We start from the raw sequence: 24,245 nt of genomic DNA on the forward strand, positions 1-24,245 counted from the left end.
ATTAGGGTTAGTCGCAAGCTTTTAAGCTGGCTAATCTTACTGAAATAAATGGGATTGGCAATCAATGCCGATATCCCATCGCTAAACTTATGATCTTGATAGCGAGTTTTTAACAAACTCTGCCACTCCACGCAGCATATGCACAGAGGAAATATTACTCGGGCTCAGGCAGTGCAGGAATGAGCCCACTACGCTGAGCTAACAATTCTGGTGGATAGAGTAAAGTATCCTGGTCCAGCTCGGCGCCAAAACGGTTAATCAGCCATTGCACATTATCGTCCATCATCAGCGATTGACGTGCCTGCTGCAGTAACTCTTGGTGAAAACGTTTGCGCATCTCTAAGGGCGTTTCCCGAGCGGGATCAGTTCCTATGACCACCTCAACCTGCCTCGGGTTCCCCATTGCGGCGGTCAGTGCCTGCTCGAGCTGCTCAATCGCCACGGGCGCCGCCAAGTGTTTCTGGTCGGGTTTTAGCAGCAACGGCAAAGGGTTAGCCTGCAGCTGACAAATCGAGTTTACCGCCAACTGACGCACACGGCCGCCAATCTCTAGGCTCGCCATGAGCTTGTACCAGTGCAAGTCTAAGGGATGACCGGTAATCGATTGCGCCAGCGCTAATGCGGTGGATGACGTTGGTTGTACTGTCTCGCTTGACTGTGACTGCACCGCATCTTGTGGCTGAGTCGGTTGCTGTATTTGTTGCTGCGCTAGTTGTGATGTAAGTGCCTGAGGCGGCTGCGGCGCCGTATTCATCTCAGGGCTTTGCGCAGCTGGCTCGCTCTCTGGTACAGCCTCTTGTGCAGCTTCTTGTCCAATATGTTGTCCAGCCGCTTGCCCAACCTGTGTCGCCTCGCTATCCGTTGGCGATATTTGAGCAGTGACGGTCGCAGCGCCTAAATCATCAACACTTGTTTGCAGTACAACAGCGTTTTCAAGCTGTAGGTTAGAACTTGCAGCCGATGCGTTGGCATCATCCATCCCCGCGACGGGCGCCTCTTCCCATGGCGGGCGATCGTTTGGATCAAGCGGCTGAGTTGGCGTGACATTTGATTGTGACTCAAGATGAAGCTCGGCCTCGAAATCATCGTCAAAGGGTAGCTCAAAGTCGTTATCGGACACGTTACTAACCACTTGCTGCTCGATAGATGCATCGACTGAAGGCGTGTTTTGTGATGTCGCGTGAGAGACTGGCGCGCTATGCGCACTCTGGCTCGGAGTTTTAAGCTTAACTTCCGTTGCCGACTTTTTTCCATCACCTTCCTTGGTGCTGAGCGCATCAAGATCGGATAACAAGGAGTCACGCGCCGCTAATACCGCCGATAAAATATCGTCATCCTCGAGGGACACTGTAGTTGACGCTGGAGGTGTTGAAGCTAGGCTTTCGACAAAAGACTGCGATTTGGGGTCCGCGGCGGACTCATGCACAACATCCCTATGACCGATAGACTGAGCACTGTCGCGATTAAACGAACTCTCTTCCAAGCCAGAGAATCCGCCCTGCTCCTCAGCCATAAATCGTGAATAATCATCCTGATAGGCATCGAGCGGCGCGGCGGCATAATCGTATTGCTCGTAATTTTCAGCGGAGTATTCGTCTGGCGCTAGCGCATCAGCATTCTCGTTAACACTCGCTTGAGTTTTTTCCTCGATATCATCAAGAGATAAGGCTACGGGTTCTGTTAATGTCGCAGGAGAAGGCTTCTGGTCAACGCTAGCAGTATCCACTGTTGCTGCCAGATTATGCTCGGCATCAATGTTCGATGCAGGCGTAGAAACTGAGCTCGACTCAGCGCTTGAGTCAGCTTTTGCTTCTGGAGTTGAGACGGCCTCAGTACTCGATGCTGCACTTGCACCAAAGCCTTGGCTTTGGGCTTGGCTTAAGATCACTTGCTGCTCGGCAATTAATGCGGCATTCAGTTCAGCCTCATCATCAATCGCATCATCGACAGCTAACATATCCTCAGCAGATAAGGCTTGTTGCGAAGCTGTAGCGTTCTCACTCTTAGCCATAGGCTCAGACATTGTAGCCTGTGGCAGAGTCTGTGAGTCACGCTCAGCGGTTAGCGGAGTTTTTTTTTCAGCCACAGCTTGATTTACAGCTGGTTCCGCCGCGGGCATATTTGGTGTGGGCGTCGCAGACATTGGCTGCTGAGCTGGCAAACTCACCTTAGCAGCATCTTCAACCTGCCAACGCTTCACGGGCTTTTCGGGAACAAATGCCACCGCTCGGAGCAGTGCCATTTCGAGGCCCGATTTAGGATCCGGTGCATGGGGTAAGTCTTTACGGCCAGTCAGTAAAATCTGGTAATACAACTGCACTTGTTCCGGCGCTAACTGCTCGGCAAAGGCTTGAATTTGCGCGCTATAAAGGGATTGCTGCGCCGCGGCAGGTGCAAATTGAGTCAGGGTAATTTGATGCAATAATTCCAGTAAACTGCGCAGCACTTCTTGGGCGTCCGCGCCATAGGCGAGCACCTGTGCGCAGCTTTGCATCAATACGCCAATATCGGCATCGGTTAAAGCTTTGAGTAAGCCCAGCACATGCTGCTCATCAATTCTGCCCAGCATAGATTGCACTTGATTGAGCATCACAGTGCCGCCACCGAAGGCAATAGCCTGATCGGTCAAACTTAAGGCATCACGCATACTGCCATTAGCCGCTTTGGCGAGCAGGGTTAAGGCTTCGTGCTCAAAGGGCAATTGCTCTTGGGTTAAAATATGCTGTAGCTGAGTGCCAATTTCCTGCTGGGTTAAGCTCTTTAAGTTAAATTGCAGGCAGCGAGATAACACAGTCACTGGCAGCTTTTGCGGATCGGTCGTCGCCAGCAAAAACTTCACATGCTCGGGTGGTTCTTCGAGGGTTTTTAGCAGCGCATTAAAACTGCTACGGGAGAGCATGTGTACTTCGTCAATCAGGTAGACCTTAAAACGGCCACGGGTCGGACGATATTGCACATTGTCTAAGAGTTCGCGGGTGTCATCGACTTTAGTGCGCGAGGCGGCATCGACTTCGATCAAGTCAACAAAGCGGCCCTGGGCAATTTCGACACAGCTGCCACACACGCCACAGGGAGAAGCCGTTACGCCCTTTTCACAGTTGAGGCCTTTGGCGAAAAGACGCGCCAAACTGGTCTTGCCCACACCGCGAGTACCCGTAAAAAGATAAGCATGGTGTAAACGTTGTTGCGTTAACGCATTCGTGAGCGCGTGCAACACGTGGCTTTGGCCGACCATCTGTTCGAATGTGGCAGGGCGCCATTTTCTGGCTAACACCTGATATGACATGGAACTCCCCAATGTGCATGACAAGAATGTTGGTACAAAAAAGGGGATCGCGCCCCGAGATAGTTGCAAGATAACATGTCAATTAACGACATGCCATTAAACTATCCCTAGGCGCCTTTGGCTGAAGAATTATTCGCCTTCAAACTCACAAAGTTTAACCAACTCAAGACCTAAGGCAGTTAAACGGGCTTCGCCACCGAGATCAGGTAATGAAATCACAAAGGCCGCATCTTGCACTTCACCACCCAGTTGGCGGATAAGTTTGACTGTGGCTTCGATAGTGCCACCAGTTGCCAGCAAATCGTCAACCACTAATACTTTGTCATTCGCGGTGATCGCATCGGTATGGATTTCAAGGCTATCGTGGCCATATTCCAGCTCATAGCTTTGGCTAATGGTCGCGCGTGGCAACTTACCGGGCTTACGTACCGGCACAAAACCAATGCCTAATTCCAGTGCTAAAGGCGCACCAAATAAGAAACCACGGGCTTCGGTGCCCACAATCTTGGTAAAGCCTTTATTGCGGTAATGCTCAACTAATAAATCGATAGTCGCTTTATAGGCCGCAGCATTTTCCAGCAGACTGGTCACATCGCGAAATAGAATCCCTTCCTTAGGATAATTAGGAATCGTTTTAATGCTTTGCTTTATCAAGGATAAGGTTTCTGTATTCATAGCCATTTAATTTAACTTAATCGTTTCGCCACGCGTAACTGCTGGCGGTAAAAACAAAACGTCCACAGCGAGTGTGGACGAGCTTTAATAATTCGCACAAAGCTTATGCCGCTTTGGTTTGAGTTGCAATAAGCAGCGTATTCAAGTGACGAATTGGTTACCAATTTGTGCCTTAGATCAAATGTGCTTCCATAGGGTGTGTTGACGTTTCAGGGTTATTTTTGCAGCTATTTGGCTGGCGTTTATGCAAGGCAAAGTCCGTGCTGTGTAGTTATTCTACATAAACGGACAATAACGCAGCAGAAACGTCAACCAAACGCTGCCCGAAGGGTTCGTCTGGCAAGCATTTGCTCTTACTTTCTGTCATAAGAGCCGCTCGTCATTTGAGTAGAATTACTACACGTCATTCCTCGTTTCGCGAGCACAAGCTTGCCAGAGAGAACAAAATTTAATCTCGAAACATCAACACGCCCTACACTAGGATTCGATTTCAGGAATAGTTTTAAGATACCAGAGTAATCCGCATGCCATGGTGAGCAGCAGTAACTTCACCCAGATAATCGGGACCACCAGAATGCTAACACTAAAACTGAGTCCCGTGAGCAACATCGCTCGGCGTTTAAGGCCAGGCCTCATCGCCCTATGTTGTTGCCATTGGGTCAGCGCATCGGCAAACCAAGGGTGTGTCATCAGCCACTGGTGCAACCGCTCGCTTGAGCGGGCAAAACAAAAAGCCGACAACAGGATAAACGGCACAGTCGGTAGTAGAGGCAATACAATACCCAGCAGTCCAAGGCCTAACGCCAGGCAACCTATCAATAAAAACAAACCGCGTTTCAATATCATAGTTTGTAAATGACCATATAGTTTGTGGATAAGTAAAGTATGTAGCTGCCTCAAACCTAAAAAACAAAAGCCACTCTAAGAGTGGCCAGTAGTATACTCAATTTGAGATTAAAACCTGCTTAAATTAAGCCTAATTGCTTTAACCAAGTCAGGCTTGCTGGAAGCGTCGGCAACAGTAAGACTAAAATAAAACCAATAAAATACATAAAGTTAAATGGGTCTTTAAATGGCTGACTGCTCATTACAGCTCCTCAAATGTGTGCAAAGATAAGTGCGCAGGAATCGTACAGTGATTAAGATCACAAAACGGGCGCCATTGTAGCGGTTTGTCAAATCAACAAAAACCCTTTTTTTGTAAGGTTATTGCATTTATTTTGCTGATTTTAGCAACATACCGCTTAAATCCCGCGCACTATCCCTTTCACGGCGAGTTGTTCAAGTAACTGAATACAGCCTTGGGTTAAGATCTCCAATTGCATTTGCGGATAAATCCCTTGCAGCCAGTTCAATATCTCATCGAGGCGACTCTGGCCTTGCTCTGCCAAATATCCCAGCACTTGCGCACTTAACGGCGTTAATTGTAAAAAAAACACCTCACCCGCTTCATCCTGATAGAGGCAAAAAAACACTGGCTGTGGCAGCGCCTCTGTTGGACGAAAATCTTGGCGGATCTGCTGCACCGGATACTGGTATTGGGCCACACTGGCCGTTGTTGCTAAACATAGATGACGTTGCAGAATATCCTCTTTGGATAGCAAAACTTGCTCACTCGTTTGCTGCGCGGTTGCCACTCGTAGCTCGAGCCATTCATAGTGCGCCAGCTCCAACATAAAGGGCGGCTCACTTTCTCCTGGCGAATATTCAAACTGCAGAAACTGTAAAAACTCTCCGGCAATATCAATAAAAATTGGTGACTTACAATCGTGTTCACTGAAAAAAGCCTGCACTAATGCTTGCCACTGTGCATCGCTATAAAGACTTTTGAGCACGGGAAAGGCATTGGAGACAAAGCCCATCACATTATTAAAAAACAGCTCTCGGTAAACCTGCATCCGCTCGAGGGGCACACCGCTCGGCACAGGCTTTTGGGGATCGCGAATATAATCGATAAAGGATTGCTGTACTTGCTTAAAATCCATCAGGCAATCCTCTTATCCAAACGATTTTTCGCCCGCGCTTGATAGGCATGGATTTGGTTAATCTCATCCAATAACTGCACCGTTTCAGGCAGATTAAAGTCACGCTCGAGCAGCGTCGGCAAGACGCCATGCTGGGCATAGCACTTATCCAACAATGCCCAGACCGGATCGTTGATGTCGCTGCCATGGGTGTCGATCAGCAAGGTTTCTGACTGTTGGTAATGCCCTGCAATATGCAAATAGGCGATGCGCTCCGTTGGCATGGCCTTTAAATAAGCCTCGGCATCGTATTGATGATTTATCGAGTTCACATAGATATTATTCACATCTAACAGCAGTTTACAGTCGGCCTCTTCTAACACTGCGGTTAAAAACGCCTGTTCACTCATCTGTGCGCTCGGCGCGGCATAAAAGGAAATATTCTCGAGGATCAAAGGCCGCTCTAAAATATCCTCCACTTGTTTTACCCGCGTCGCCACATGCTTAACTGCGTCATCGGTAAAGGGGATGGGCATAAGATCGTATAAATGACCGCCACCCGAGCAATAACTTAAATGCTCCGAATAGACTTCAATTTGGTGCAAATCCATAAACGCCTTCACTTGGCGAACAAACGCCAAATCTAAGGGGGCAGGACTGCCGATAGAGAGTGACAAACCATGGCAGAAAAAAGTGTGTTGCTCAGTAAGCTGCCTAAATTGCTTGCCATATTTTCCACCGAGCGTCATCCAGTTTTCAGGGGCGACCTCTAAAAAATCGATAGCCGTTGGCAGCGCTTGGCAAAACTCACTGAGCATTTCACGCCGTAAGCCTAATCCAACCAATCCACTCTCTTGCATTGCTTTCACCTCTTAGCTAGGGCGTGTTGACGTGTCGAGATTACATTCTGTTTGTTCTGACAAGCTCGTACTCGAATACTGCTAAACAAAGGCCAGCAGAGGCTGGCCAAGTGTAGAATTGAAGCTCGATAGTATCGACTCGCGCTTATTTCATTTCTTTTTTGACGGCGTCGGCCTTAGCTTCGACTTTTTCAGAGGCTTTTTTCATATCACCACCGCATTTGCCTTCACCACACTTACCTTCATGAGCTTTATCGGCAGCAGCTTTCTTCATATCGCCGCCACATTTACCTTCACCGCATTTGCCTTCATGGGCTTTATCAGCGGCCGCTTTCTTCATCTCGCCACCACACTTGCCTTCACCACACTTACCTTCTTTGGCTTTTTCGGCTGCGGCTTTTTTCATATCGCCGCCGCACTTAGCTTCGCCACATTTACCTTCTGAACCGACGATTTGATAACCCGCTTCCATGGTTTCAAATCCGAATGGGTTGGTTTGCGCATTCACGGCGAACGCAGAACCGACCACCACTGTACCTAACGCCACTGCAACGGCTGTTTGCTTAACTGACTTCATATATCTCTTCCTTTTATTTGATGAATGGTGGCCAACAACAGTGTTGTAGCTGGCTTACTGCAAAAGACCCGCCCCATCTCGGTTTCATTTCAAAAAATATCACCAAATCACAGAAATAATCAAAATATGCTGATAGGAAGCAGAATTTAGTCGTAAAAATAACCCAAAACAGTCATCGCCCTTCCCTCGCAATGCTTTGTAACCACAGTCCAATAGGATAGAATGCACGCCCTTTGAAACTGGATATGGGTTAGTGGCAGTGCGCGTAATTTTGGCTCCGATGGAAGGCGTGGTTGACGACTTAATGCGAGATATTTTGTCCTCAATTAACCCCTACGATTTGCTCGTCACCGAATTTGTGCGCGTGGTTGACCAACTCTTACCCGAAAAAGTGTTCCTCAAACTATGCCCCGAACTGCTCAATGGCGGCTTTACCCCTTCGGGCACGCCGGTTCGCGTACAGCTTTTAGGGCAAGAGCCCAACTGCATGGCCGAAAACGCAATGCGCGCGATTGAGCTTGGCTCCCACGGCGTCGATGCTAACTTTGGTTGCCCCGCTAAGATGGTGAACCGCAGTAATGGCGGCGCGGTGTTGCTGCAATACCCTAATACGATTCACGATATTGTGCGCGCCATGCGCCAAGCCGTGCCCGCCGAGCATCCGGTGACGGCGAAAATTCGTTTAGGTTACGAAGACAAATCCCTGTTTATGGAGAATGCGCTAGCCGTTTATGAAGCGGGCGCGACTGAGCTGGCTATCCATGCCCGCAGTAAGGTCGATGGTTATAAACCTCCCGCCTACTGGGAATACATCACCGAAGTGCGCGAGCGTTTGCCCATTCCAGTCATTGCCAATGGTGAGATTTGGAACCGCGAGGATGCCGAGCGTTGTATGGCGGTGACGGGCTGCGACAGCATTATGATTGGCCGCGGCGCGATTTCGCTGCCCAATCTTGCCGATACCATTAAGACTGGCGCGGCGCCTTATAGCTGGGCCGACACCTTAGGTTTGATGCTAAGCTACACCCAACGTGAACTGAGCGGCCGTAAGAGTGATTATTATCCGGCGCGAATTAAGCAATGGTTTAGTTACTTAAATCGCCAATACCCTGAGGCGGACACCCTGTTTAGGGAGCTGCGCATCTATAAAACCACAGAGGAAATTGTGCGAGTGCTGGAAGAGGCGCAGCAGCGCCTTGGCGAATAACCACAGATGGCGCATAGGATAATCCCATGAGAAAGTGGTGAATTTTTATTTAAAACACCACTAAATCCCTGCAAATCGGACAGATACTTGATCTTTATCATAGTCGTTGATAGTGGAACTATTAGACTGAATGTCCAGAGTCAGATAAAACAGGCGATTTTACGTGAGCACCACCCATATCAGACAAGAATTGTCAGAGCTTGAAGCTAATCTAAGGAAGGAAATCGGCGCGCTCCCTCAGTTTATTGAAATACTTGGGGCGCATTATGCCAACCTCAGCTTAGGCGAGTTAATTGACCGCCTGGCACAGAGTCATCTCGCAGAACATCCGCTATTTTGTCGTTTAAACCGCCTCGATGCCGCCTTCTGTCAACTTGACTTAGGCTTGTACGGCCTATGCTCAGATTGCGAAACCGAAATCGAAGCCGAACGCTTGACCCAAGATCCCACAGAGCAACGTTGCAGTAGCTGCGCCGAGCATTATCAGCATGAGCATCGCCATGAGCTGCGCCTGAGTCATTGAGCAACATCGATATATTCCACAGGCAAAAAAACCTCCGCAAGCGGAGGTTTGGGTTATTCAGGAAGGGAGATAACTTAAAACTTCTGATTAATTCTCAGATAATAAGTACGACCTAACACATCATAAAGGCCGACGTTTACATCACGATAATCTGCATAGGTGTAATAGTTTGGCGCATCAGCATCAAACAAATTATTCACCCCAACGGTGATTGAACCGTTATAAGCGTGCTGATAGGCAAACTGGATATTGTGCTTGAAGTAGCTAGAATAATCGACGTAACGATCAGTCTCCTCCAAGGTATTGTAGTAATCAGCAGATTGACTACCTATATACACCACAGTCCATGCCGCTGAAAAGTCTTCATATTTCCAGCTAGTTGCAAAATTACCACGCCAATCAGGTGAATCTGTCGTGCCCGCGTAATCAATCATCTCAGCTTCTGCATTATCTTGCTTTTTAAAGTCAAGAACATGGGTCAGATCAATCTTGAAGTTAAAATCACCGATTGCGGTTTCTAAGTTGTAGGCGGTTACAAAATCGATACCCGAAGTTTCTACTGAGGCTAAATTACGTACACCCGCTTCAATATATTCAATCTTGCCATCTACACCACGGTGAACGTAGGGTGATGAGCCATTTTTGATTTCATCACGCAGGATGTCATCAACATCAACCGATTCAATTTTATTATCATAAGCTATTGAAAAATAAGACATCTCCATATTCCAATCATCAGTGACATTCCAGACTCCACCTAAAGTGAGTGAATTCCCCTCCTCGGCCTCAAGGTTAGGATTACCACCATACCAAGTTTTATGTTGATTATTGGTTGCACAATACACAGCATCCACATTTCCGGGTTGATTACACCACAACGAATCGACACTCTTTTCAAAGCTCAAGGATTGCGAAGAGAACATCTCACTCATATTAGGTGCGCGGAAGGAATCGCCATAACTTGCCCGTAATAATAGACTGTCGACTGGTCGCCAACTTAAGCCAAACTTTGGTACCACTGCATCGAAGGTAGAAGAGTTAACCACAGACCCTTGTGCACCAGTGAGCGAACCTTCCTGCTCGTAACGCTCATAGCGAACCGCAGCAGATAACTCGACATTGGCCGGTAATCCGACTTGGAATTCCAAATAAGCCGCGGTGCGGTCACGTTCAGCGTCAACGTCATCTCCCCCTGAACCACCCGAAATAATGCCTGATGCCGATTCAGGATCACTGGTCTGCTTGAACTTGATCATTTCATATTCAAGTCCACCCACCATAGCAACTGAAACATTACCATTATCAAGTAGTAGCGTTGAGGCTAATCCGTCGATTTGAGTACTTTCAAATTTACCTTGATACACACCAGTATGAGCTGCTTTACGATACAGCTCTGTCATTTGCTGGTTCCATTGCTCATAGCTCATGCCAGAAGTATTGAAAATGTCATACTGCTCAGAATCTATCCCTTGCTGGACAATCTCATCGTTAATCAAGTTGTAATTAAAAGAGTTAGTAGTTGAGCGGGAATGCTGAGCATTTAATTCCCAATCGATTCCATTGCCTAATTCCAGGGCGCCAATAAAACCGCCTAATATATCGACATTATTGGTTTCAGTTAAAGTATCGCGCTCACCAATTTGAGCTGAGCGCATATAAAGAGTCATACCCTCACCAAGTGGATTAAATTTATTATCGGCACTCATCACTGGATAATTGGTTGATACTGGCGTCCCGGCATATCGAGTTTCAGTTTCAGCCAAAGAGGCAGATGTTCGGCCACGAAATTGAATGCCATCGGAAATATCATAGGAAAAATTCGACAAAATTGAATTACGTGTTTGGTCACCAAATAATTTGGTCACATTGCCATGGTTATATAAACAGCGGCCAATATTATTACCATCGGTAGTATCTACAGTATTTTCAGTTTGCTCACAGATTTCTGAATTACTATACCAACCGGATGCCGAACTACCATTAGGCACTGAGCTAAAACCACTGTAGGCCGAATAACTCGGATCATCCATCGTCCAAATATCACGATCCATTACCGCTTTGGTATCATAATATTCATAGGTTAACGTGATATTCCCCTTATCTGTGTTATAACCCGTTGCAATCGATAAACGATTTGCATCACCACCATCAACACTCGGTTGTTCTGTGCTGTAATCGAGTTGCAGACCATCAAACTCTTTCTTCGTAATAATATTAATTACACCCGCAACTGCATCAGAACCATAGACAGCAGAAGCGCCATCACGCAGAATTTCGATACGCTCAACGATTGCCATTGGGATAGAAGATGTATCAGCTACAGAGCCAGAGCTGGAACTAGTACCCGGCATACGACGGCCATCAAGCAACACGAGTGTTGCCGAGGAGCCTAAACCACGAAGGTTAACGTTGCTTGTAGAACTCGCCCCTGAACCATATCCCGAAATACCACGCCACGAGCCAAAACTATTAATCGCCGAATTATTTAACACATCGGCTACAGTTTTCTCACCCGTCATAGCAATATCTGCGGCATTAATCACTGTCACAGGCGAAACAGTTTCCATATCGACCTGTTTAATACGTGAACCAGTAACTTCAATACGCTCAACTTTAGTATTTTCCTCCGCAGAAAAAGACATTCCAGAGAATAAAACGCTCGCTGAACTCATAGTAATAACACTAGCGCGCACGGCTTTAGCTGCTAACGTTAGATGATGCATATATCTCTCCTTGAGGTTTAATTTTTTAAACCCGACTTGTTGTTTTTTTGTTGAATCTCAAGCTTCCTTGACGTATCAATGTTGTTAAGAACAATGAATTTCATCAACCTAAAATAACAATCACAAAACAAATTGATACATGTATCATGAAGAAAAAGTAAAACAATCCACACTTAACCAGTTGCAAATCAGATTGTTATAAAAACGCTTTGATATGGCAAGGTTATTTTAATAGTGATACAAATAGAGTTAATTGATAATAAGTGGTTACAAAAAACAATTAAAAAAACAATCAACTTCATTCGATTCAAAATGTATCAATCTATAAATTTATTTTTAATAGTAATATGTCGACAACATGGTAATAGGCAAAACATAAGTAAAAAGCCCCATAGAAGGAGGGCTAACAAACTAATATTCCAATCCTAACTCAATTTTTCTCTCGGCTTTCTCTTTTGCGGCTTTATCCTGATACCTTATATATCTTCTGATAATATCCTCATTGGCTCCTACTGAGTCAACAAAATAGCCCCTTTGCCAAAAGTGATTCCCCCAAAGCCATTACCTTTTTAAATAAGGAAACTTTGCAAACAGCCTGATTGCTGTTCGGTCTTTAACAAAAACCATCAATTCCGATACGATTAGACTTGGTGGAGTCCTTACAACCAAGTCCACATGGTCCATTTGCACATTTAGTTCTACCACCGTACATCTCTTCATATTGCAATAAACATAAATACTTCAGTAAAGCTCCTTACCCAAGTTTCCTTCTAGAATCTTGTATCTGTACTTCGGTGTCCACACTAAGTGATACTGACAACGGTAAAATACGTGCGATGAAAACTCATATCTGCTCATGCTATTTACTCATTCATTTGCTGATAACAAACAAAGGCAGAATTTAGTATGGGCATTCTACGGGCAAAGCTCAGATGACTGATCATCACCAGAGGAGGTGGTTTTAGAATGCCAATAAATTAGTACTTATTTTAGCCACTGCTTTAGCTTGGTCAGCCGAGGTTAAGTTGCCATTGGCTAAAATAAGACAATATTTGGCTCCCGCGTATATTTTGCGTACACTGAGCCCAGTCGACTTTAAGGCATGAGAATTATGAGAATTTTGGTTGTTGAAGATGATCTTATTTTATCCCACCATCTAAAAGTACAGTTAAGCGATTTGGGCAATCAAGTCCAAGTCGCCCTCACCGCCAAGGAAGGATTCTTCCAAGCGACTAACTATCCCATCGATGTGGCCATCGTCGATTTAGGTTTACCCGATCAGGACGGCATTAGCCTTATCCAACAATTACGTGAAGAAGGCGTTAAGGCGCCTATCTTAATCCTCACGGCCCGAGTTAACTGGCAAGATAAAGTTGAAGGCCTCAACGCGGGTGCCGACGACTATTTAGTCAAACCCTTCCAAAAAGAAGAGTTAGTCGCAAGACTCGACGCCTTAGTCAGACGCAGCGCAGGCTTTGTTAAACCCGTTATTACCAGTGGCGAGTTAAAGCTCGATCTTGCCGCTAAACAGGTCACTCTCGCGAATGAAGTGATGGAAGTCACCGCTTTCGAATACCTCATCTTGGAATATCTGATGCGCCATTGCCATGAAGTCGTCGCTAAACAACGGCTACTGGACGTGATTTACGGCGACAAAGAAGGCGATCCGAACACCATTGAGGTTATGGTGAGCCGTCTACGTAAAAAACTCACCCGCGATGGTATCGACAACCCTATTGTGACCATCCGTGGCCAAGGTTATAAATTCAATCTGCCATGCAATTAAGACTCAAAATGAAGAAACGTCTGCTCACACGGATGTTTCTCACCTCATTATCAATCATCACCTTAGTCGGATTTGGCCTCGCATGGATGGTCAATATTCTGCATGCGCAAAATAGCTACAACGAAGAAACAGCGCAGCTGATCGCCGAGATCCCTCAAGTCGCCGCCGAGTTGAGGGAACATGACTTGATCCCCGACACCAGCGCCTGGTTAGAGGAAAATAACAAGCAAGAACGCTATGTAATGGCGAGCTGCGATGAAAAATTTAAGCAAGTGTGGACATCTTCCCTCGCCGTTGACCGAGGGCTATTTGATACCTGCGAACGTTTCAACGAAATCCGCAACGACTCACCGCCCTACTACCTGACCATGGCCGATGACAGAGGTTACTTTGTGTATTTACTCGCGGTCGAAATCGCGGGGGTACACTACAACCTGCTGGTGATGAAGGATGCAGCCAAACTCGAGCAGGAATACAGCAAATTCAGTAAACGCACCTACATCCGTTTAGCCATGGTGCTCGCCCTAGCGCTCATTCTGCTGGTCAGTGCGGCTTATTGGGGGATGCGTCCACTGGTACGAATGCAAAACGAGTTGCAATCGATTAACCAAGGTAAGACGAAGTCACTTTCAGAGGGTTACCCTGTCGAGCTTGAAGGGGTCACTCAAGCCCTTAACCAACTATTACAACAATCAAGCGCGCAACAGCAACGCTATCAAAATGCGATGAACGATCTGGCCCACAGCCTAAAAACCCGTCTTGCAGCGGTGCACGCCATTACCGATGACACGAGTCTCAGTAAACAATCTGCCAATGAAAAAATCATGGAGCAGATCAGCCAAATGGATCAACTGGTTAAATATCAACTTAAACGTGCCATGTTGGGTCGCCAAGGCTTGAAACAAGAACACACAGCTATCGCCCCGCTCGTCGATCAACTCGCGCAAATGTTATTTAAGATTTACCGCGAAAAACAGGTGCAATTTAAGGCTAACATCCCCACAAACCTGCAGTTTCCGGGCAATAAGGGCGACTTGATGGAGCTATGTGGCAACCTGATGGAAAATGCCTTCCGTTTGTGTATCAGCCAAGTTCAGGTCAGCGCCCGTTATACGGATCAAGGTGATTTTGAATTAATCGTCGAAGATGACGGACCAGGGGTTGAAGAGAAGCTGCGCCAAAAAATCATTCAACGGGGCGTGAGAGCCGACACCCAATCTCCAGGCCAAGGCATTGGCTTAGCCGTGTGTGATGAGATTGTCAGCAGTTATGGCGGCGAACTCAGCATTGAAGAAAGCCACTTAGAGGGCGCGCGCTTTCGCATTCACATCCCCGTCTAAATAAGTCCTAGGATTTTATGCATATACCGCGTATAACTGCTCGGCGCGGTTAAACATTACCCATGACGTGGCAATATATTTATCGTTACTGATCGGCATATTGCCGCGATGGGAATGGGTAAAACCTGCGGGCGCAATCACCATAGTACCTTTCTTTGGCGAAATCTTACGCTGCTGGTAATAAAACTCGGTTTCTCCGCCCTCTTCCACATCGTTTAAATAAAACATATACAGCACGACACGATGCAGCGCCTCATTGTGGTTTAGTTGGGGAAATTGCTCCGAATGCCAATGGGGATATCCGCCTTTATTTTGCTGATATTTCTGCACATTGATGCTACCACTGCGATATAAATATTTGACTAAGGCTTCGGCTCTTGGCTTGCCGAGGCGCTCAAAATTATTCGGCGTTAAGGTTACCGCTTGCCCTTGCTCGTCACTCACAGAAACCGCCACCGCGCCCATTAGGGCCATCGAATACTTAGTAAAATAATCCGTTGTGCCCTTTAGGGTATAAGATAACAGTTCATTCTTGATGGGTTGTAAATCGGCAAAATTATCTAAGGTGAGATCGCGGCTGATCTTCTTTTCGAGGTCGACACCATTACCCGTTTGACCATCGACCACACCGGCATGTTGTTCAAATGCAAGAATGAGACGATCACATAGGTCATCGGGTAACGCATTAGGGTATACTTCAATAAAGTCCATATATGCTCAGTGCTTCGGCTATTTTCTACCCTTACTATGCTGACACGTTAGTTAAGTAATTGTAAAGCTGCATCATTGATATAAAATAACCCCATTGGCTTCACGATAACAAGAATATGAAAAAAAGCTGTAAAGTCTCAGTCCATCAATTACAGGTCGGCAATTTTGTGCGTTTGCCCGTGGCCTGGAAAGATCACCCTTTTTTATTCAGTAGCTTTCACATCAAACAAGCTGCGCAGATTGAGCTCATTAAAAATCTGGGCATCGAATTCGTGATTGTCGATTTAGAGCGCAGTGAACCCCCCCCCTTAAATCCAGATGCCGTTAATCCAATAAAATTGCCGCCGACGGCCGAGATCAATGTGTTAAAAAACGACATGGATCAATACAAGGCCGAGCAAATCGAAGTGCAAAAAAAGCTGCGCCGCGATATCCATAAAACCGAGCAAAACTTTACCCGCTCAGTAGCTATGATGCGCAGTCTTATTGCTAAGCTTCGCAATCGACCACTCAATGCCGTGGATGATGCCAAGGATTTAGTCCATACCATTGTCGAGCAATTGTTAACCTCCGATAACCTAGTACTGCATTTAATGAGCGATGCCAAACAGGATGAGAGCATCTATTACCACTCATTAAACGTAGCCATTCTCTCTATGCTCATCGCCAAAGAGATGGAATGGGATCGCAGCGAAATCGAATTAGTAGGTTTAAGTGCGTTGTTTCACGATGTCGGCAAACTCAAAGTGCCGCCGCAAATTTTGAAAAAGACCACACAATGGTCGGCGCCAGAGCTGAATTTTATCAAGCAACATCCGCTGCTGGGGATTGAACTGCTTAAACTGGCCGATAACTTCCCAGAAGCCGCCTTGCCACCCATTACCAATCACCATGAGTTTCTCGATGGTACAGGTTATCCAAAAGGTTTAAAGGAAGCAGATCTGGATAAAACTTCCCAACTATTGGCCGTCGTGAACGAGTACGACTCGCTTTGTTATCCGAGTAATCAAGGTAAGGCGCGTATGCCCTATGCCGCCTTGGGCTATTTATATAAGCAGTACAAAACCAAATTAAATCAGGAATATATTGGCAAGATGATCAAAATGCTCGGCATTTATCCGCCAGGGAGTGTGGTGGAGTTGTCGAGCGGTCAATATGCTATGGTGATGTCGGTCAATCTGCAAAAACTACTTTGCCCGAAAATCCTTGTGTATGATGCACTGGTGCCCAAAGATCAGGCGCCGATTGTCGATCTTGAAGTCGAAGGGATAACGATAGTCCGCTGTCTGCCGCCCGCTGCACTGCCCGAAAAAGTACACGAGTACCTCAATCCTCGCGAGCGCGTGAGCTACTACTTTGGCGGCGATAGCCGTAAATAATCCATAAAGTGATTCATTTGCCCAATAAATAAGCCGGAGTGACTCCGGCTTTTTTGCCTCTTTCGAAATCATTGAATGTCCTATTACAGCCAATGCTTACGTTTAAAGAAGAAATACGTACCCGCTGCACTGGCGAGCATCATCATGATTGCCATCGGATAACCATATTGCCAACCTAACTCAGGCATACCATGGAAGTTCATCCCGTAGCTGCTGGCAATCAAGGTGGGCGGCAGAAACACCACAGCGGCAACCGAGAAGATTTTAATGATCTTATTCTGCTGTAAGCCACTGAAACCCATGGCGGCATCGAGCAAAAAGTTTAACTTATCGAAGATAAACTGACTGTGGGGCATTAACGACTCGATATCCGAGAGCATTTCCCGTAAGTCTTTCAAATGCTCATCGGACAATTGACCGCGGTAGTAGCGCTGCATATAACGCAGTGAGCGCTGGGTATCGAGCAAGCTCAATCGAATTTTACCGTTAGAGTCTTCCTGCAAGGTAATAAGTTTAAACACATCATCGAGTTCTTCGCTGTCGAACACCTGCTCACCGACGTTTTCAAGCACGGTATACACGTCCTCAATCAAGTCGGAGAGGTAATCTACTTTGAGGTTAAACAACTCGAGGAACAATTCCTGCGGGGTTGAGACTTCGAGTCGCCCTAAACGTAAATAGTTACGCAATAAACGGATAAGGCCAACATCCTCCTCACGTATGGTCAACAGGAAATTCGTCCGCAGGTTAAAGGAAACGTTCACCCCACGCACGTCTTGCCCTACACGCTGAGGGAATAACGAATTGATATGTAAGCCGTCGCTGTTTTGATAAAAACGCGCCGAGGCCTCAATCTCGTTGATATCCTCTTCGTCGGGCACTTCTTCAACGGAAAAACGACTTAACCATTCTCGCTCTGCATCATCAGGTTTATAGAGATCCAACCATATGGTCGACGCCGGAATACTGTCTTGTGTGTTAATCTCAGTGACCGTCAGTTGACGGTTTTCGTAGACATAGGCAGTAATCATGTGTCCTCCTGAAAAAAACTTAAGCTAAAAAGTCCACTTAAGTGCAGGCTAAAAAATTGTCGCTAGTTTAACGCATAACTTAGTAATGAAAAGGCGAGAGCGATAAATTCATAAAATAAATCTGTGTTAGTCTTCGAGAATTTCCAGCCGCTCTGCATTAGAAAAGCGAATATGTACGCCCTCAACCGTCACCATCTTTGCCTCAGAGATATCCCCTTTACGCGCCTTGTACACACCAGATAACACACCACTTGGAGATACTATCGTCACAGTCACGACTTTATGTTGATCGTACCAATACCACACACTGTAGCTTAAAAGGCTTAGCCCCAGCAGTAAAAATGCTGCTCGCATGCCGTAACGACGCCACAGACTCGGCATCGGCGGAAGATCCACCGAAGTGGCAGACGCCTGCTTAGGCCGCCGATTGGCCAACAGTAAAATCGCCATAATGATAACGGCTAAGGTGAGCAGCAGTTTTGTTAACAAGGGACACTCCAGAGGGCGGGACTTAGCTGATTATAATCGACATTGAAATGCGAAACTGTCATTAAGATCAAGCTTATGCAACACAATATCGCGACGGCATAACCGCTGACATCTATATCAAACTAACAGCAGAAGATGACAACTTATCACTTATCACTTATCACTTAACCTAGAAAATCGAGTCAATTGAAAGTCGAGTCAATACAAAACGATAACACGCTAAATGCCATCTACACAGCGGCAGATGAGGCGCCCTAGAATGCCTCAAACTGCGCGGCCATGCGTCGTATTTGATTTAGCGGCACCCCATGACGATTACGCTCGGCGCACAATTGTTGATGCACACGATCAGAAGGCTCCCCCACCAGTACGATACGCACTTGATAACCTAATGCTTTCGCTGCCGCCTCATAGGCCATATATTCCCAGCGGCAAAGATTAGTGTTGTCACAAATTACAATGGGCTGAGCGCTACTGAGCGCTTGAATAAACGCGGTTAAATTACGTTGATGGTATTCGGAGAGTTTTTTCGCATCGAATCGATACTTCTCTCCTTCGTAGAAAAAACTATCGGTCGAAAAAATACCGCCTTGGCGAACGCGAATCGCCTCTTCTAAATGCAGATTAGCAACAAACTGCTCGACCCAATGGGATTTACCGCTGCCCGGTAATCCCCGCATAATAATCGCCAGTTTTTGCGTCATACGCTCGCTGCTCATTGTTTTTAATCAGCCCAGTTAAATCAGATTAGATCAGACTCGGCTAAATCGGAGCCAATCACTTTGCCTGCGAGTATGGTATCGACTAATTTAGGCACCAAATCCCCCGCCTTACCGGTTAAATGATATTGGAACTGGCTATGCCTGTCGGGTGTGACTAAATTAACTTCCACCGTTTGCGCGCCATGATGATTGGCCGTATCGACAAACCCTGCTGCCGGATACACAGTACCCGAGGTGCCAATGGCGATAAACAAATCGCAGTTATCGAGCGCATCGTGAATTCTGTCCATCCCCAGCGGCATTTCGCCAAACCACACCACATGGGGGCGCAATCGTTGCGCCGGAATACAGCAAGTACAACAGTTATTGGGGCCGAAGGGTTCTCTCAATAAAAAAGTTTGGCGAGAGCGTGGACAGCGACCTTTAGATAATTCGCCATGCATATGCAATAAGCGCCGTGAGCCAGCCCTTTCATGTAAGTCATCGATGTTTTGAGTCACAATCAATAATTGCCCGGCAAATTCCGCCTCTAGCTTAGCTAACGCCAGATGCGCGGCATTGGGCATCACAGTGCCACTGTGCAATTGCTCCCAACGACTGTTATAAAATCGCTCAACTAGTTCGGTATCGCGGGCATAACCTTCGGGTGTTGCCACGTCTTCAATATGGTGCTCTTCCCACAAACCATCTTGATCGCGAAAGGTACGTAATCCCGATTCGGCAGAAATGCCCGCGCCAGTTAACACCACAATATGCTGGTACATACCGCTTCCTTTTATTGTAATTATTCTGTCCATTGTCCCGACATTTGCGCGTCGTGAACATTATTCCTTGGTATAACCTTACAAAAACTATGCTTGAATTGCCGCAATTTATTGCAATTTCGCGCTAAGTGACACAATTTATCTGCATATAGACCCATAAAGCTAGAACAAAGGTTTAAGTTTTTAATTTGACCCCCTATAATGGCATTCACTATCCACGGATGAACCTATTGGTTCTGCAATCAAGAGATTAGCAATGACAGATGGAAATCAAGCGCTCAAAAAAGCCGGTTTGAAAATCACCCTGCCACGAGTCAAGATCCTCGAACTGATGCAAGGACCTGAAAACCAACATATCAGTGCAGAAGACTTATACAAGAAACTGCTCGATTTAGGTGAAGAAATTGGTCTAGCAACAGTTTACCGTGTATTAAACCAGTTTGATGATGCCGGTATCGTATCTCGCCACCACTTCGAAAGTGGCAAGGCGGTATTCGAGTTATCGACTCAACACCACCACGATCACTTAGTGTGCCTCTCTTGCGGCAAAGTGATTGAGTTTTCAGACGAAGTGATTGAACGTCGTCAAGACGAGATCGCCAGCAAGTACAACATTAAACTGACCAACCACAGCTTATATTTGTACGGTCATTGCACTAACGATAAGTGCGAGCATAACGACGAGTAAGCAGATTTAGCTCAATCTGGATATCAACCAGACAGGCCTAATAAAAAACCAGCCATCTAGGCTGGTTTTTTTATTGAAACGCTCAGGCACTGTTAGAGCACCTTTGCGTAGACATTCACTTTATGCCCCATAAACTCGCTAGGTTCACGCCAATGCATGCCTATGCGTTTAGCAACGCCTTCAGAGCCAATGTTACCCTCTAGGATCAATGCAATGATTTGCGTAATGCCAAACTGCGGGAACACGCTAATTGCCGCTTGAGCAGCTTCGGTACCAATCCCCTTGCCCCAATACTCGGGGAAATAGCGATAGCCAATTTCGACTTCGTTATATTCAGGAATAAACTTTGGTCCGCAAAAGCCAATCACTTTATTATCGGCTTTATGCTCCACCGCCCAGCGACCAAATCCTCGCTGCTGATAATCCTGCGAAATCACGTTATGGAACAGTTCACGTGCCTGCTCACGCTCAGTAAAAGGCACGGTTGGAATGTATTTCAACATCGCAGGGTTACTGTTCATCAAATAGAGGGCATCGATATCCTGCTCGGTAAATGGTCTGAGTATTAAACGCTCTGTTTGTATAATCATTTTGGCTTCCTTCATATTGCCCTCTACACACGAATATCCAGCGCGATTAACGGTGGAAGTCACCGCTACGCTCTGGCTGATAAACGATTTCTTCGATACGCACTTTGACCATTGAGCCACCTGGGCCTGGCCATTCGATTTCATCCCCTTGGGATAAACCCAATAAGGCACTGCCCACGGGAGCGAGAATAGAAATGGTGCCCTCACCTGCCGCATCCTTTGGATAGACTAACCGTAAGCAGAAGGTATCCTGACTGGATGACACGCTAAACTTCACCTCAGAATTCATCGTCACCACATTACCGGGCATCTGCGCTGCGGGCACAATGTCGGCTCGGTCGAGTTCCGCCTCCAATGCCGCGCGCCCTGGGAAGGCGTTCGCCGGTAATGACTCCAACAGACGCTCGAGTCTTTCTAAATCGATTTCTGAAATAATGATCTTTGGTGTTTTCACAGTCTTTCCCTCGTGTAAATAGATGTCCCTTAGGGTTAAACATCTGTGCTGGCCTATCCTCCCCCAATGGGATAAACCGATATAAAAATACGCTCGCAGCTTAATGCCGCAATCGCGTGGTAATTAAGTACAAGATTTATTGCTGAACAGCCGTGGTGCCATAAGCGCAGGGCTTAGGGTTGTGGCTCTACTAATGCATTCACACGTCAATCAGGTGATGACGCTTGGTAGAGAGGCCCAATCTAACCCTTTGTAAATAAAAATGCTAGCCTGCGCAGTGTTAGCTTTGCCCACTCTCACACTTTAGTGCTCGGCACTCGCTAACAGACGCGCAATAAAAAAGGCGCCTTAGGCGCCTTTTCGTGTGTTAACGGTTAGATTACCAACCCGTTTTAGCACGCAGCGCTTTGCCGATATCCGCTAACGAGCGGACAGTTGTCACGCCCGCTGCTTCTAATGCAGCAAATTTGTCAGCAGCAGTACCTTTACCGCCAGCGATGATCGCACCCGCGTGACCCATACGCTTACCAGCAGGAGCAGTTACACCCGCGATGTAAGACACAACTGGTTTAGTCACGTTAGCTTTGATGTAAGCCGCCGCTTCTTCTTCAGCAGTACCACCGATTTCACCGATCATCACGATGGCTTCAGTCTGTGGATCGTTTTGGAACATTTCCAATACGTCGATGAAGTTAGTACCTGGGATTGGGTCACCACCAATACCTACGCAAGTAGATTGGCCGAAACCTTCGTCAGTAGTTTGCTTAACCGCTTCATAGGTCAGCGTACCTGAACGAGAAACGATACCCACTTTGCCTTTTAAGTGGATGTGGCCAGGCATAATACCAATCTTACATTCACCTGGAGTGATAACACCTGGGCAGTTAGGACCAATCATGCGAACGCCAGTTTCTTCTAGCTTCACTTTCACTTCCAGCATATCCAGTGTTGGGATACCTTCAGTGATACAAACGATCAGCTCGATACCACCGTCGATTGCTTCAAGGATTGCATCTTTACAGAAAGGAGCAGGAACGTAGATAACAGAAGCAGTCGCGCCAGTGGCTGCTACAGCGTCTTTCACAGTGTTGAACACTGGCAGACCTAAGTGCTCAGTACCGCCTTTACCTGGAGATACACCACCGACCATTTGCGTACCGTAATCGATAGCTTGTTGAGAGTGGAAAGTACCTTGACCACCGGTAAAGCCTTGGCAGATTACCTTGGTATCTTTGTTAATTAATACAGACATTATTTGCCCTCCGCAGCTTTAACTACTTGCTCAGCCGCATCAGTCAGACTGTTAGCTGCAATGATATCAAGACCTGATTTAGCTAATACTTCACGGCCTAATTCAGCGTTAGTACCTTCTAAACGCACTACAACTGGAACTTTAACGCCAACTTCTTTAACAGCGCCAATGATACCTTCTGCGATCATGTCACAACGTACGATACCACCGAAGATGTTAACCAGAACGGCTTTCACATTGCTGTCAGACAGAATGATCTTGAATGCTTCAGCAACACGTTCTTTAGTTGCGCCACCACCTACGTCGAGGAAGTTAGCTGGCTTGCCGCCATGCAGGTTAACGATGTCCATAGTACCCATCGCCAGACCAGCACCGTTCACCATACAACCTACGTTTCCGTCCAGCGCAACATAGTTCAGTTCGAACATTGCAGCGTGAGCTTCACGGGCGTCGTCTTGAGATGGATCGTGCATTGCTTTGATTTTTGGTTGACGGAACAGTGCGTTACCATCGATACCAATTTTACCGTCTAAGCAGTGCAGGTTACCTTCAGTGGTGATAACCAGTGGGTTGATTTCCAGCAGAGCGAAATCGTGATCAACGAACATAGTCGCCAGACCCATGAAGATCTTGGTGAATTGCTTCATTTGAGTTGGGTTTAAGCCCAGTTTGAAGCCAAGATCACGTGCTTGGTATGGTTGAGGACCAGTCAGTGGATCGATGATCGCTTTGTGAATGAGTTCTGGCGTTTCTTCGGCCACTTTCTCAATCTCAACACCACCTTCAGTTGACGCCATGAACACTACGCGACGGGTAGCACGGTCAACTACTGCACCTAAGTACAGTTCGTTAGCGATGTCGGTGCAGCTTTCTACTAAAATTTTAGCAACCGGCTGACCTTTCTCATCTGTTTGATAAGTCACCAGATTTTTGCCTAACCAGTGTTCGGCAAAGGCTCTGATTTCTTCTTTATCGCCAGTGACTTTAACGCCACCCGCTTTACCGCGGCCGCCTGCGTGTACTTGACACTTAACAACCCATAAATTTCCGCCAATACGGCCTGCCGCTTCTACAGCTTCTTGGGCTGTATCACATGCAAAACCTTCTGACACTGGTAAACCATATTCGGCAAATAGGGATTTTGCCTGATACTCATGCAAATTCATGATGATCTATCCGTATACTTCTAATCAAATCCAACTGGCCCCACGGGGCCAGTCACGA

23 protein-coding genes and 1 pseudogene are annotated in these 24,245 nt (G+C 46.6%); 6 read left to right on the forward strand and 18 right to left on the reverse strand.

Annotated features, from left to right (window positions below; all coding sequences use genetic code 11):
- Positions 1 to 154: 154 nt before the first annotated feature.
- From dnaX to M0415_RS06695, 7 genes are all read right to left on the reverse strand, one after another.
- A complete protein-coding gene (gene dnaX / locus M0415_RS06670; RefSeq protein ID WP_249554834.1) occupies positions 155 to 3,286 on the reverse strand; it encodes a DNA polymerase III subunit gamma/tau in 3,132 nt (1,043 codons plus the stop codon).
- A gap of 129 nt (positions 3,287 to 3,415) precedes the next feature.
- Positions 3,416 to 3,967: an adenine phosphoribosyltransferase gene (gene apt / locus M0415_RS06675; RefSeq protein ID WP_023265726.1), complete on the reverse strand. Its 552-nt coding sequence runs from the start codon at positions 3,965 to 3,967 to the stop codon at positions 3,416 to 3,418.
- A 471-nt stretch (positions 3,968 to 4,438) separates the two neighbouring features.
- Positions 4,439 to 4,807, reverse strand: a complete 369-nt coding sequence (locus M0415_RS06680; RefSeq protein ID WP_249554832.1) for a YbaN family protein — start codon at positions 4,805 to 4,807, stop codon at positions 4,439 to 4,441.
- Between the two features lie 119 nt (positions 4,808 to 4,926).
- On the reverse strand, positions 4,927 to 5,049 hold the full coding sequence (locus M0415_RS21450; protein ID WP_011623018.1) for a hypothetical protein: 123 nt from the start codon (positions 5,047 to 5,049) through the stop codon (positions 4,927 to 4,929).
- 156 nt (positions 5,050 to 5,205) lie between these two features.
- Positions 5,206 to 5,946 carry an HvfC family RiPP maturation protein gene (locus M0415_RS06685; protein ID WP_249554831.1) on the reverse strand — a complete coding sequence of 247 codons (741 nt, stop codon included), beginning with the start codon at positions 5,944 to 5,946 and terminating at the stop codon, positions 5,206 to 5,208.
- The gene (locus tag M0415_RS06690; RefSeq protein WP_249554829.1) at positions 5,946 to 6,785 is read right to left on the reverse strand and encodes an HvfB family MNIO-type RiPP peptide maturase; all 840 of its coding nucleotides are present in this window, start codon (positions 6,783 to 6,785) and stop codon (positions 5,946 to 5,948) included. The genes M0415_RS06685 and M0415_RS06690 overlap by 1 nt, the downstream gene beginning before the upstream one ends.
- A 145-nt stretch (positions 6,786 to 6,930) precedes the next feature.
- Positions 6,931 to 7,362, reverse strand: a complete 432-nt coding sequence (locus M0415_RS06695) for an HvfA family oxazolone/thioamide-modified RiPP metallophore (protein WP_249554827.1) — start codon at positions 7,360 to 7,362, stop codon at positions 6,931 to 6,933.
- Between the two features lie 259 nt (positions 7,363 to 7,621).
- Here M0415_RS06695 and M0415_RS06700 point away from each other — a divergent pair, with 259 nt between their 5' ends.
- Both M0415_RS06700 and M0415_RS06705 read left to right on the forward strand, forming a co-directional pair.
- Complete coding sequence (locus tag M0415_RS06700) at positions 7,622 to 8,569, forward strand: tRNA-dihydrouridine synthase (protein ID WP_248966958.1); 948 nt, start codon at positions 7,622 to 7,624, stop codon at positions 8,567 to 8,569.
- A 163-nt stretch (positions 8,570 to 8,732) separates the two neighbouring features.
- Positions 8,733 to 9,092: a TraR/DksA C4-type zinc finger protein gene (locus M0415_RS06705; protein WP_011717378.1), complete on the forward strand. Its 360-nt coding sequence runs from the start codon at positions 8,733 to 8,735 to the stop codon at positions 9,090 to 9,092.
- Between the two features lie 74 nt (positions 9,093 to 9,166).
- Here M0415_RS06705 and M0415_RS06710 read toward each other — a convergent pair whose 3' ends face one another.
- Positions 9,167 to 11,815, reverse strand: coding sequence for a TonB-dependent receptor (locus M0415_RS06710; RefSeq protein WP_249554825.1), 2,649 nt, complete (start codon positions 11,813 to 11,815; stop codon positions 9,167 to 9,169).
- A gap of 411 nt (positions 11,816 to 12,226) precedes the next feature.
- A pseudogene (gene tnpA, locus M0415_RS06715) lies at positions 12,227 to 12,673 on the reverse strand (IS200/IS605 family transposase).
- A 253-nt stretch (positions 12,674 to 12,926) separates the two neighbouring features.
- Between tnpA and M0415_RS06720 the strand changes: the two are divergent.
- Positions 12,927 to 13,601, forward strand: a complete 675-nt coding sequence (locus M0415_RS06720; protein ID WP_041412604.1) for a response regulator — start codon at positions 12,927 to 12,929, stop codon at positions 13,599 to 13,601.
- A complete protein-coding gene (locus M0415_RS06725; RefSeq protein WP_249554823.1) occupies positions 13,592 to 14,941 on the forward strand; it encodes an ATP-binding protein in 1,350 nt (449 codons plus the stop codon). The genes M0415_RS06720 and M0415_RS06725 overlap by 10 nt, the downstream gene beginning before the upstream one ends.
- A 15-nt stretch (positions 14,942 to 14,956) precedes the next feature.
- Here the strand turns inward: M0415_RS06725 and M0415_RS06730 are convergent, their stop codons facing one another.
- A complete protein-coding gene (locus M0415_RS06730; RefSeq protein WP_249554821.1) occupies positions 14,957 to 15,652 on the reverse strand; it encodes a 2OG-Fe(II) oxygenase in 696 nt (231 codons plus the stop codon).
- Between the two features lie 116 nt (positions 15,653 to 15,768).
- On the opposite strand from M0415_RS06730, the gene M0415_RS06735 reads away from it, so the two are divergent.
- Positions 15,769 to 17,031, forward strand: coding sequence for a cyclic di-GMP phosphodiesterase (locus M0415_RS06735; protein ID WP_249554818.1), 1,263 nt, complete (start codon positions 15,769 to 15,771; stop codon positions 17,029 to 17,031).
- Positions 17,032 to 17,114: 83 nt separating this feature from the next.
- On the opposite strand, the gene corA is transcribed toward M0415_RS06735, so the two are convergent.
- The 4 genes from corA to cobB form a co-directional block, all read right to left on the reverse strand.
- The gene (corA, locus tag M0415_RS06740; RefSeq protein ID WP_011716742.1) at positions 17,115 to 18,062 is read right to left on the reverse strand and encodes a magnesium/cobalt transporter CorA; all 948 of its coding nucleotides are present in this window, start codon (positions 18,060 to 18,062) and stop codon (positions 17,115 to 17,117) included.
- A gap of 126 nt (positions 18,063 to 18,188) precedes the next feature.
- A complete protein-coding gene (locus M0415_RS06745) occupies positions 18,189 to 18,551 on the reverse strand; it encodes a hypothetical protein (protein WP_249554817.1) in 363 nt (120 codons plus the stop codon).
- Between the two features lie 254 nt (positions 18,552 to 18,805).
- Complete coding sequence (locus M0415_RS06750) at positions 18,806 to 19,255, reverse strand: ATP-binding protein (protein WP_249554815.1); 450 nt, start codon at positions 19,253 to 19,255, stop codon at positions 18,806 to 18,808.
- Positions 19,256 to 19,293: 38 nt separating this feature from the next.
- Positions 19,294 to 20,037 (reverse strand): Sir2 family NAD+-dependent deacetylase, encoded by a 744-nt coding sequence (cobB, locus tag M0415_RS06755; protein ID WP_249554813.1) that lies wholly within the window; start codon positions 20,035 to 20,037, stop codon positions 19,294 to 19,296.
- 256 nt (positions 20,038 to 20,293) lie between these two features.
- Here cobB and fur point away from each other — a divergent pair, with 256 nt between their 5' ends.
- The gene (gene fur / locus M0415_RS06760) at positions 20,294 to 20,725 is read left to right on the forward strand and encodes a ferric iron uptake transcriptional regulator (RefSeq protein ID WP_249554811.1); all 432 of its coding nucleotides are present in this window, start codon (positions 20,294 to 20,296) and stop codon (positions 20,723 to 20,725) included.
- 92 nt (positions 20,726 to 20,817) lie between these two features.
- Here the strand turns inward: fur and M0415_RS06765 are convergent, their stop codons facing one another.
- The 4 genes from M0415_RS06765 to sucC all read right to left on the reverse strand — a co-directional run bounded on the left by M0415_RS06765 (position 20,818) and on the right by sucC (position 24,187).
- The gene (locus M0415_RS06765) at positions 20,818 to 21,315 is read right to left on the reverse strand and encodes a GNAT family N-acetyltransferase (protein WP_041412603.1); all 498 of its coding nucleotides are present in this window, start codon (positions 21,313 to 21,315) and stop codon (positions 20,818 to 20,820) included.
- A gap of 46 nt (positions 21,316 to 21,361) precedes the next feature.
- Positions 21,362 to 21,769 (reverse strand): nucleoside diphosphate kinase regulator, encoded by a 408-nt coding sequence (gene rnk / locus M0415_RS06770; protein WP_086904046.1) that lies wholly within the window; start codon positions 21,767 to 21,769, stop codon positions 21,362 to 21,364.
- Between the two features lie 379 nt (positions 21,770 to 22,148).
- The gene (sucD, locus tag M0415_RS06775) at positions 22,149 to 23,021 is read right to left on the reverse strand and encodes a succinate--CoA ligase subunit alpha (RefSeq protein ID WP_011622417.1); all 873 of its coding nucleotides are present in this window, start codon (positions 23,019 to 23,021) and stop codon (positions 22,149 to 22,151) included.
- Positions 23,021 to 24,187: an ADP-forming succinate--CoA ligase subunit beta gene (gene sucC / locus M0415_RS06780; protein ID WP_011622416.1), complete on the reverse strand. Its 1,167-nt coding sequence runs from the start codon at positions 24,185 to 24,187 to the stop codon at positions 23,021 to 23,023. The genes sucD and sucC overlap by 1 nt, the downstream gene beginning before the upstream one ends.
- Between the last annotated feature and the right edge of the window lie 58 nt (positions 24,188 to 24,245).

This window comes from Shewanella sp. 10B, from assembly GCF_023475885.1.
GTDB classification, from domain to species: domain Bacteria; phylum Pseudomonadota; class Gammaproteobacteria; order Enterobacterales; family Shewanellaceae; genus Shewanella; species Shewanella mangrovisoli.

What these genes read in the sequence shown, in the direction of transcription:
- M0415_RS06730 (WP_249554821.1), bottom strand. Translation starts at nt 15,652, where the DNA reads ATGGACTTTATTGAAGTATACCCTAATGCGTTACCCGATGACCTATGT.
- M0415_RS06725 (WP_249554823.1), top strand. Translation starts at nt 13,592, where the DNA reads ATGCAATTAAGACTCAAAATGAAGAAACGTCTGCTCACACGGATGTTT.
- M0415_RS06735 (WP_249554818.1), top strand. Translation starts at nt 15,769, where the DNA reads ATGAAAAAAAGCTGTAAAGTCTCAGTCCATCAATTACAGGTCGGCAAT.
- M0415_RS06720 (WP_041412604.1), top strand. Translation starts at nt 12,927, where the DNA reads ATGAGAATTTTGGTTGTTGAAGATGATCTTATTTTATCCCACCATCTA.
- M0415_RS21450 (WP_011623018.1), bottom strand. Translation starts at nt 5,049, where the DNA reads ATGAGCAGTCAGCCATTTAAAGACCCATTTAACTTTATGTATTTTATT.
- sucD (WP_011622417.1), bottom strand. Translation starts at nt 23,021, where the DNA reads ATGTCTGTATTAATTAACAAAGATACCAAGGTAATCTGCCAAGGCTTT.
- M0415_RS06710 (WP_249554825.1), bottom strand. Translation starts at nt 11,815, where the DNA reads ATGCATCATCTAACGTTAGCAGCTAAAGCCGTGCGCGCTAGTGTTATT.
- M0415_RS06750 (WP_249554815.1), bottom strand. Translation starts at nt 19,255, where the DNA reads ATGACGCAAAAACTGGCGATTATTATGCGGGGATTACCGGGCAGCGGT.
- M0415_RS06695 (WP_249554827.1), bottom strand. Translation starts at nt 7,362, where the DNA reads ATGAAGTCAGTTAAGCAAACAGCCGTTGCAGTGGCGTTAGGTACAGTG.
- M0415_RS06685 (WP_249554831.1), bottom strand. Translation starts at nt 5,946, where the DNA reads ATGGATTTTAAGCAAGTACAGCAATCCTTTATCGATTATATTCGCGAT.
- dnaX (WP_249554834.1), bottom strand. Translation starts at nt 3,286, where the DNA reads ATGTCATATCAGGTGTTAGCCAGAAAATGGCGCCCTGCCACATTCGAA.
- M0415_RS06765 (WP_041412603.1), bottom strand. Translation starts at nt 21,315, where the DNA reads ATGATTATACAAACAGAGCGTTTAATACTCAGACCATTTACCGAGCAG.
- fur (WP_249554811.1), top strand. Translation starts at nt 20,294, where the DNA reads ATGACAGATGGAAATCAAGCGCTCAAAAAAGCCGGTTTGAAAATCACC.
- M0415_RS06690 (WP_249554829.1), bottom strand. Translation starts at nt 6,785, where the DNA reads ATGCAAGAGAGTGGATTGGTTGGATTAGGCTTACGGCGTGAAATGCTC.
- M0415_RS06680 (WP_249554832.1), bottom strand. Translation starts at nt 4,807, where the DNA reads ATGATATTGAAACGCGGTTTGTTTTTATTGATAGGTTGCCTGGCGTTA.
- corA (WP_011716742.1), bottom strand. Translation starts at nt 18,062, where the DNA reads ATGATTACTGCCTATGTCTACGAAAACCGTCAACTGACGGTCACTGAG.
- apt (WP_023265726.1), bottom strand. Translation starts at nt 3,967, where the DNA reads ATGGCTATGAATACAGAAACCTTATCCTTGATAAAGCAAAGCATTAAA.
- sucC (WP_011622416.1), bottom strand. Translation starts at nt 24,187, where the DNA reads ATGAATTTGCATGAGTATCAGGCAAAATCCCTATTTGCCGAATATGGT.
- cobB (WP_249554813.1), bottom strand. Translation starts at nt 20,037, where the DNA reads ATGTACCAGCATATTGTGGTGTTAACTGGCGCGGGCATTTCTGCCGAA.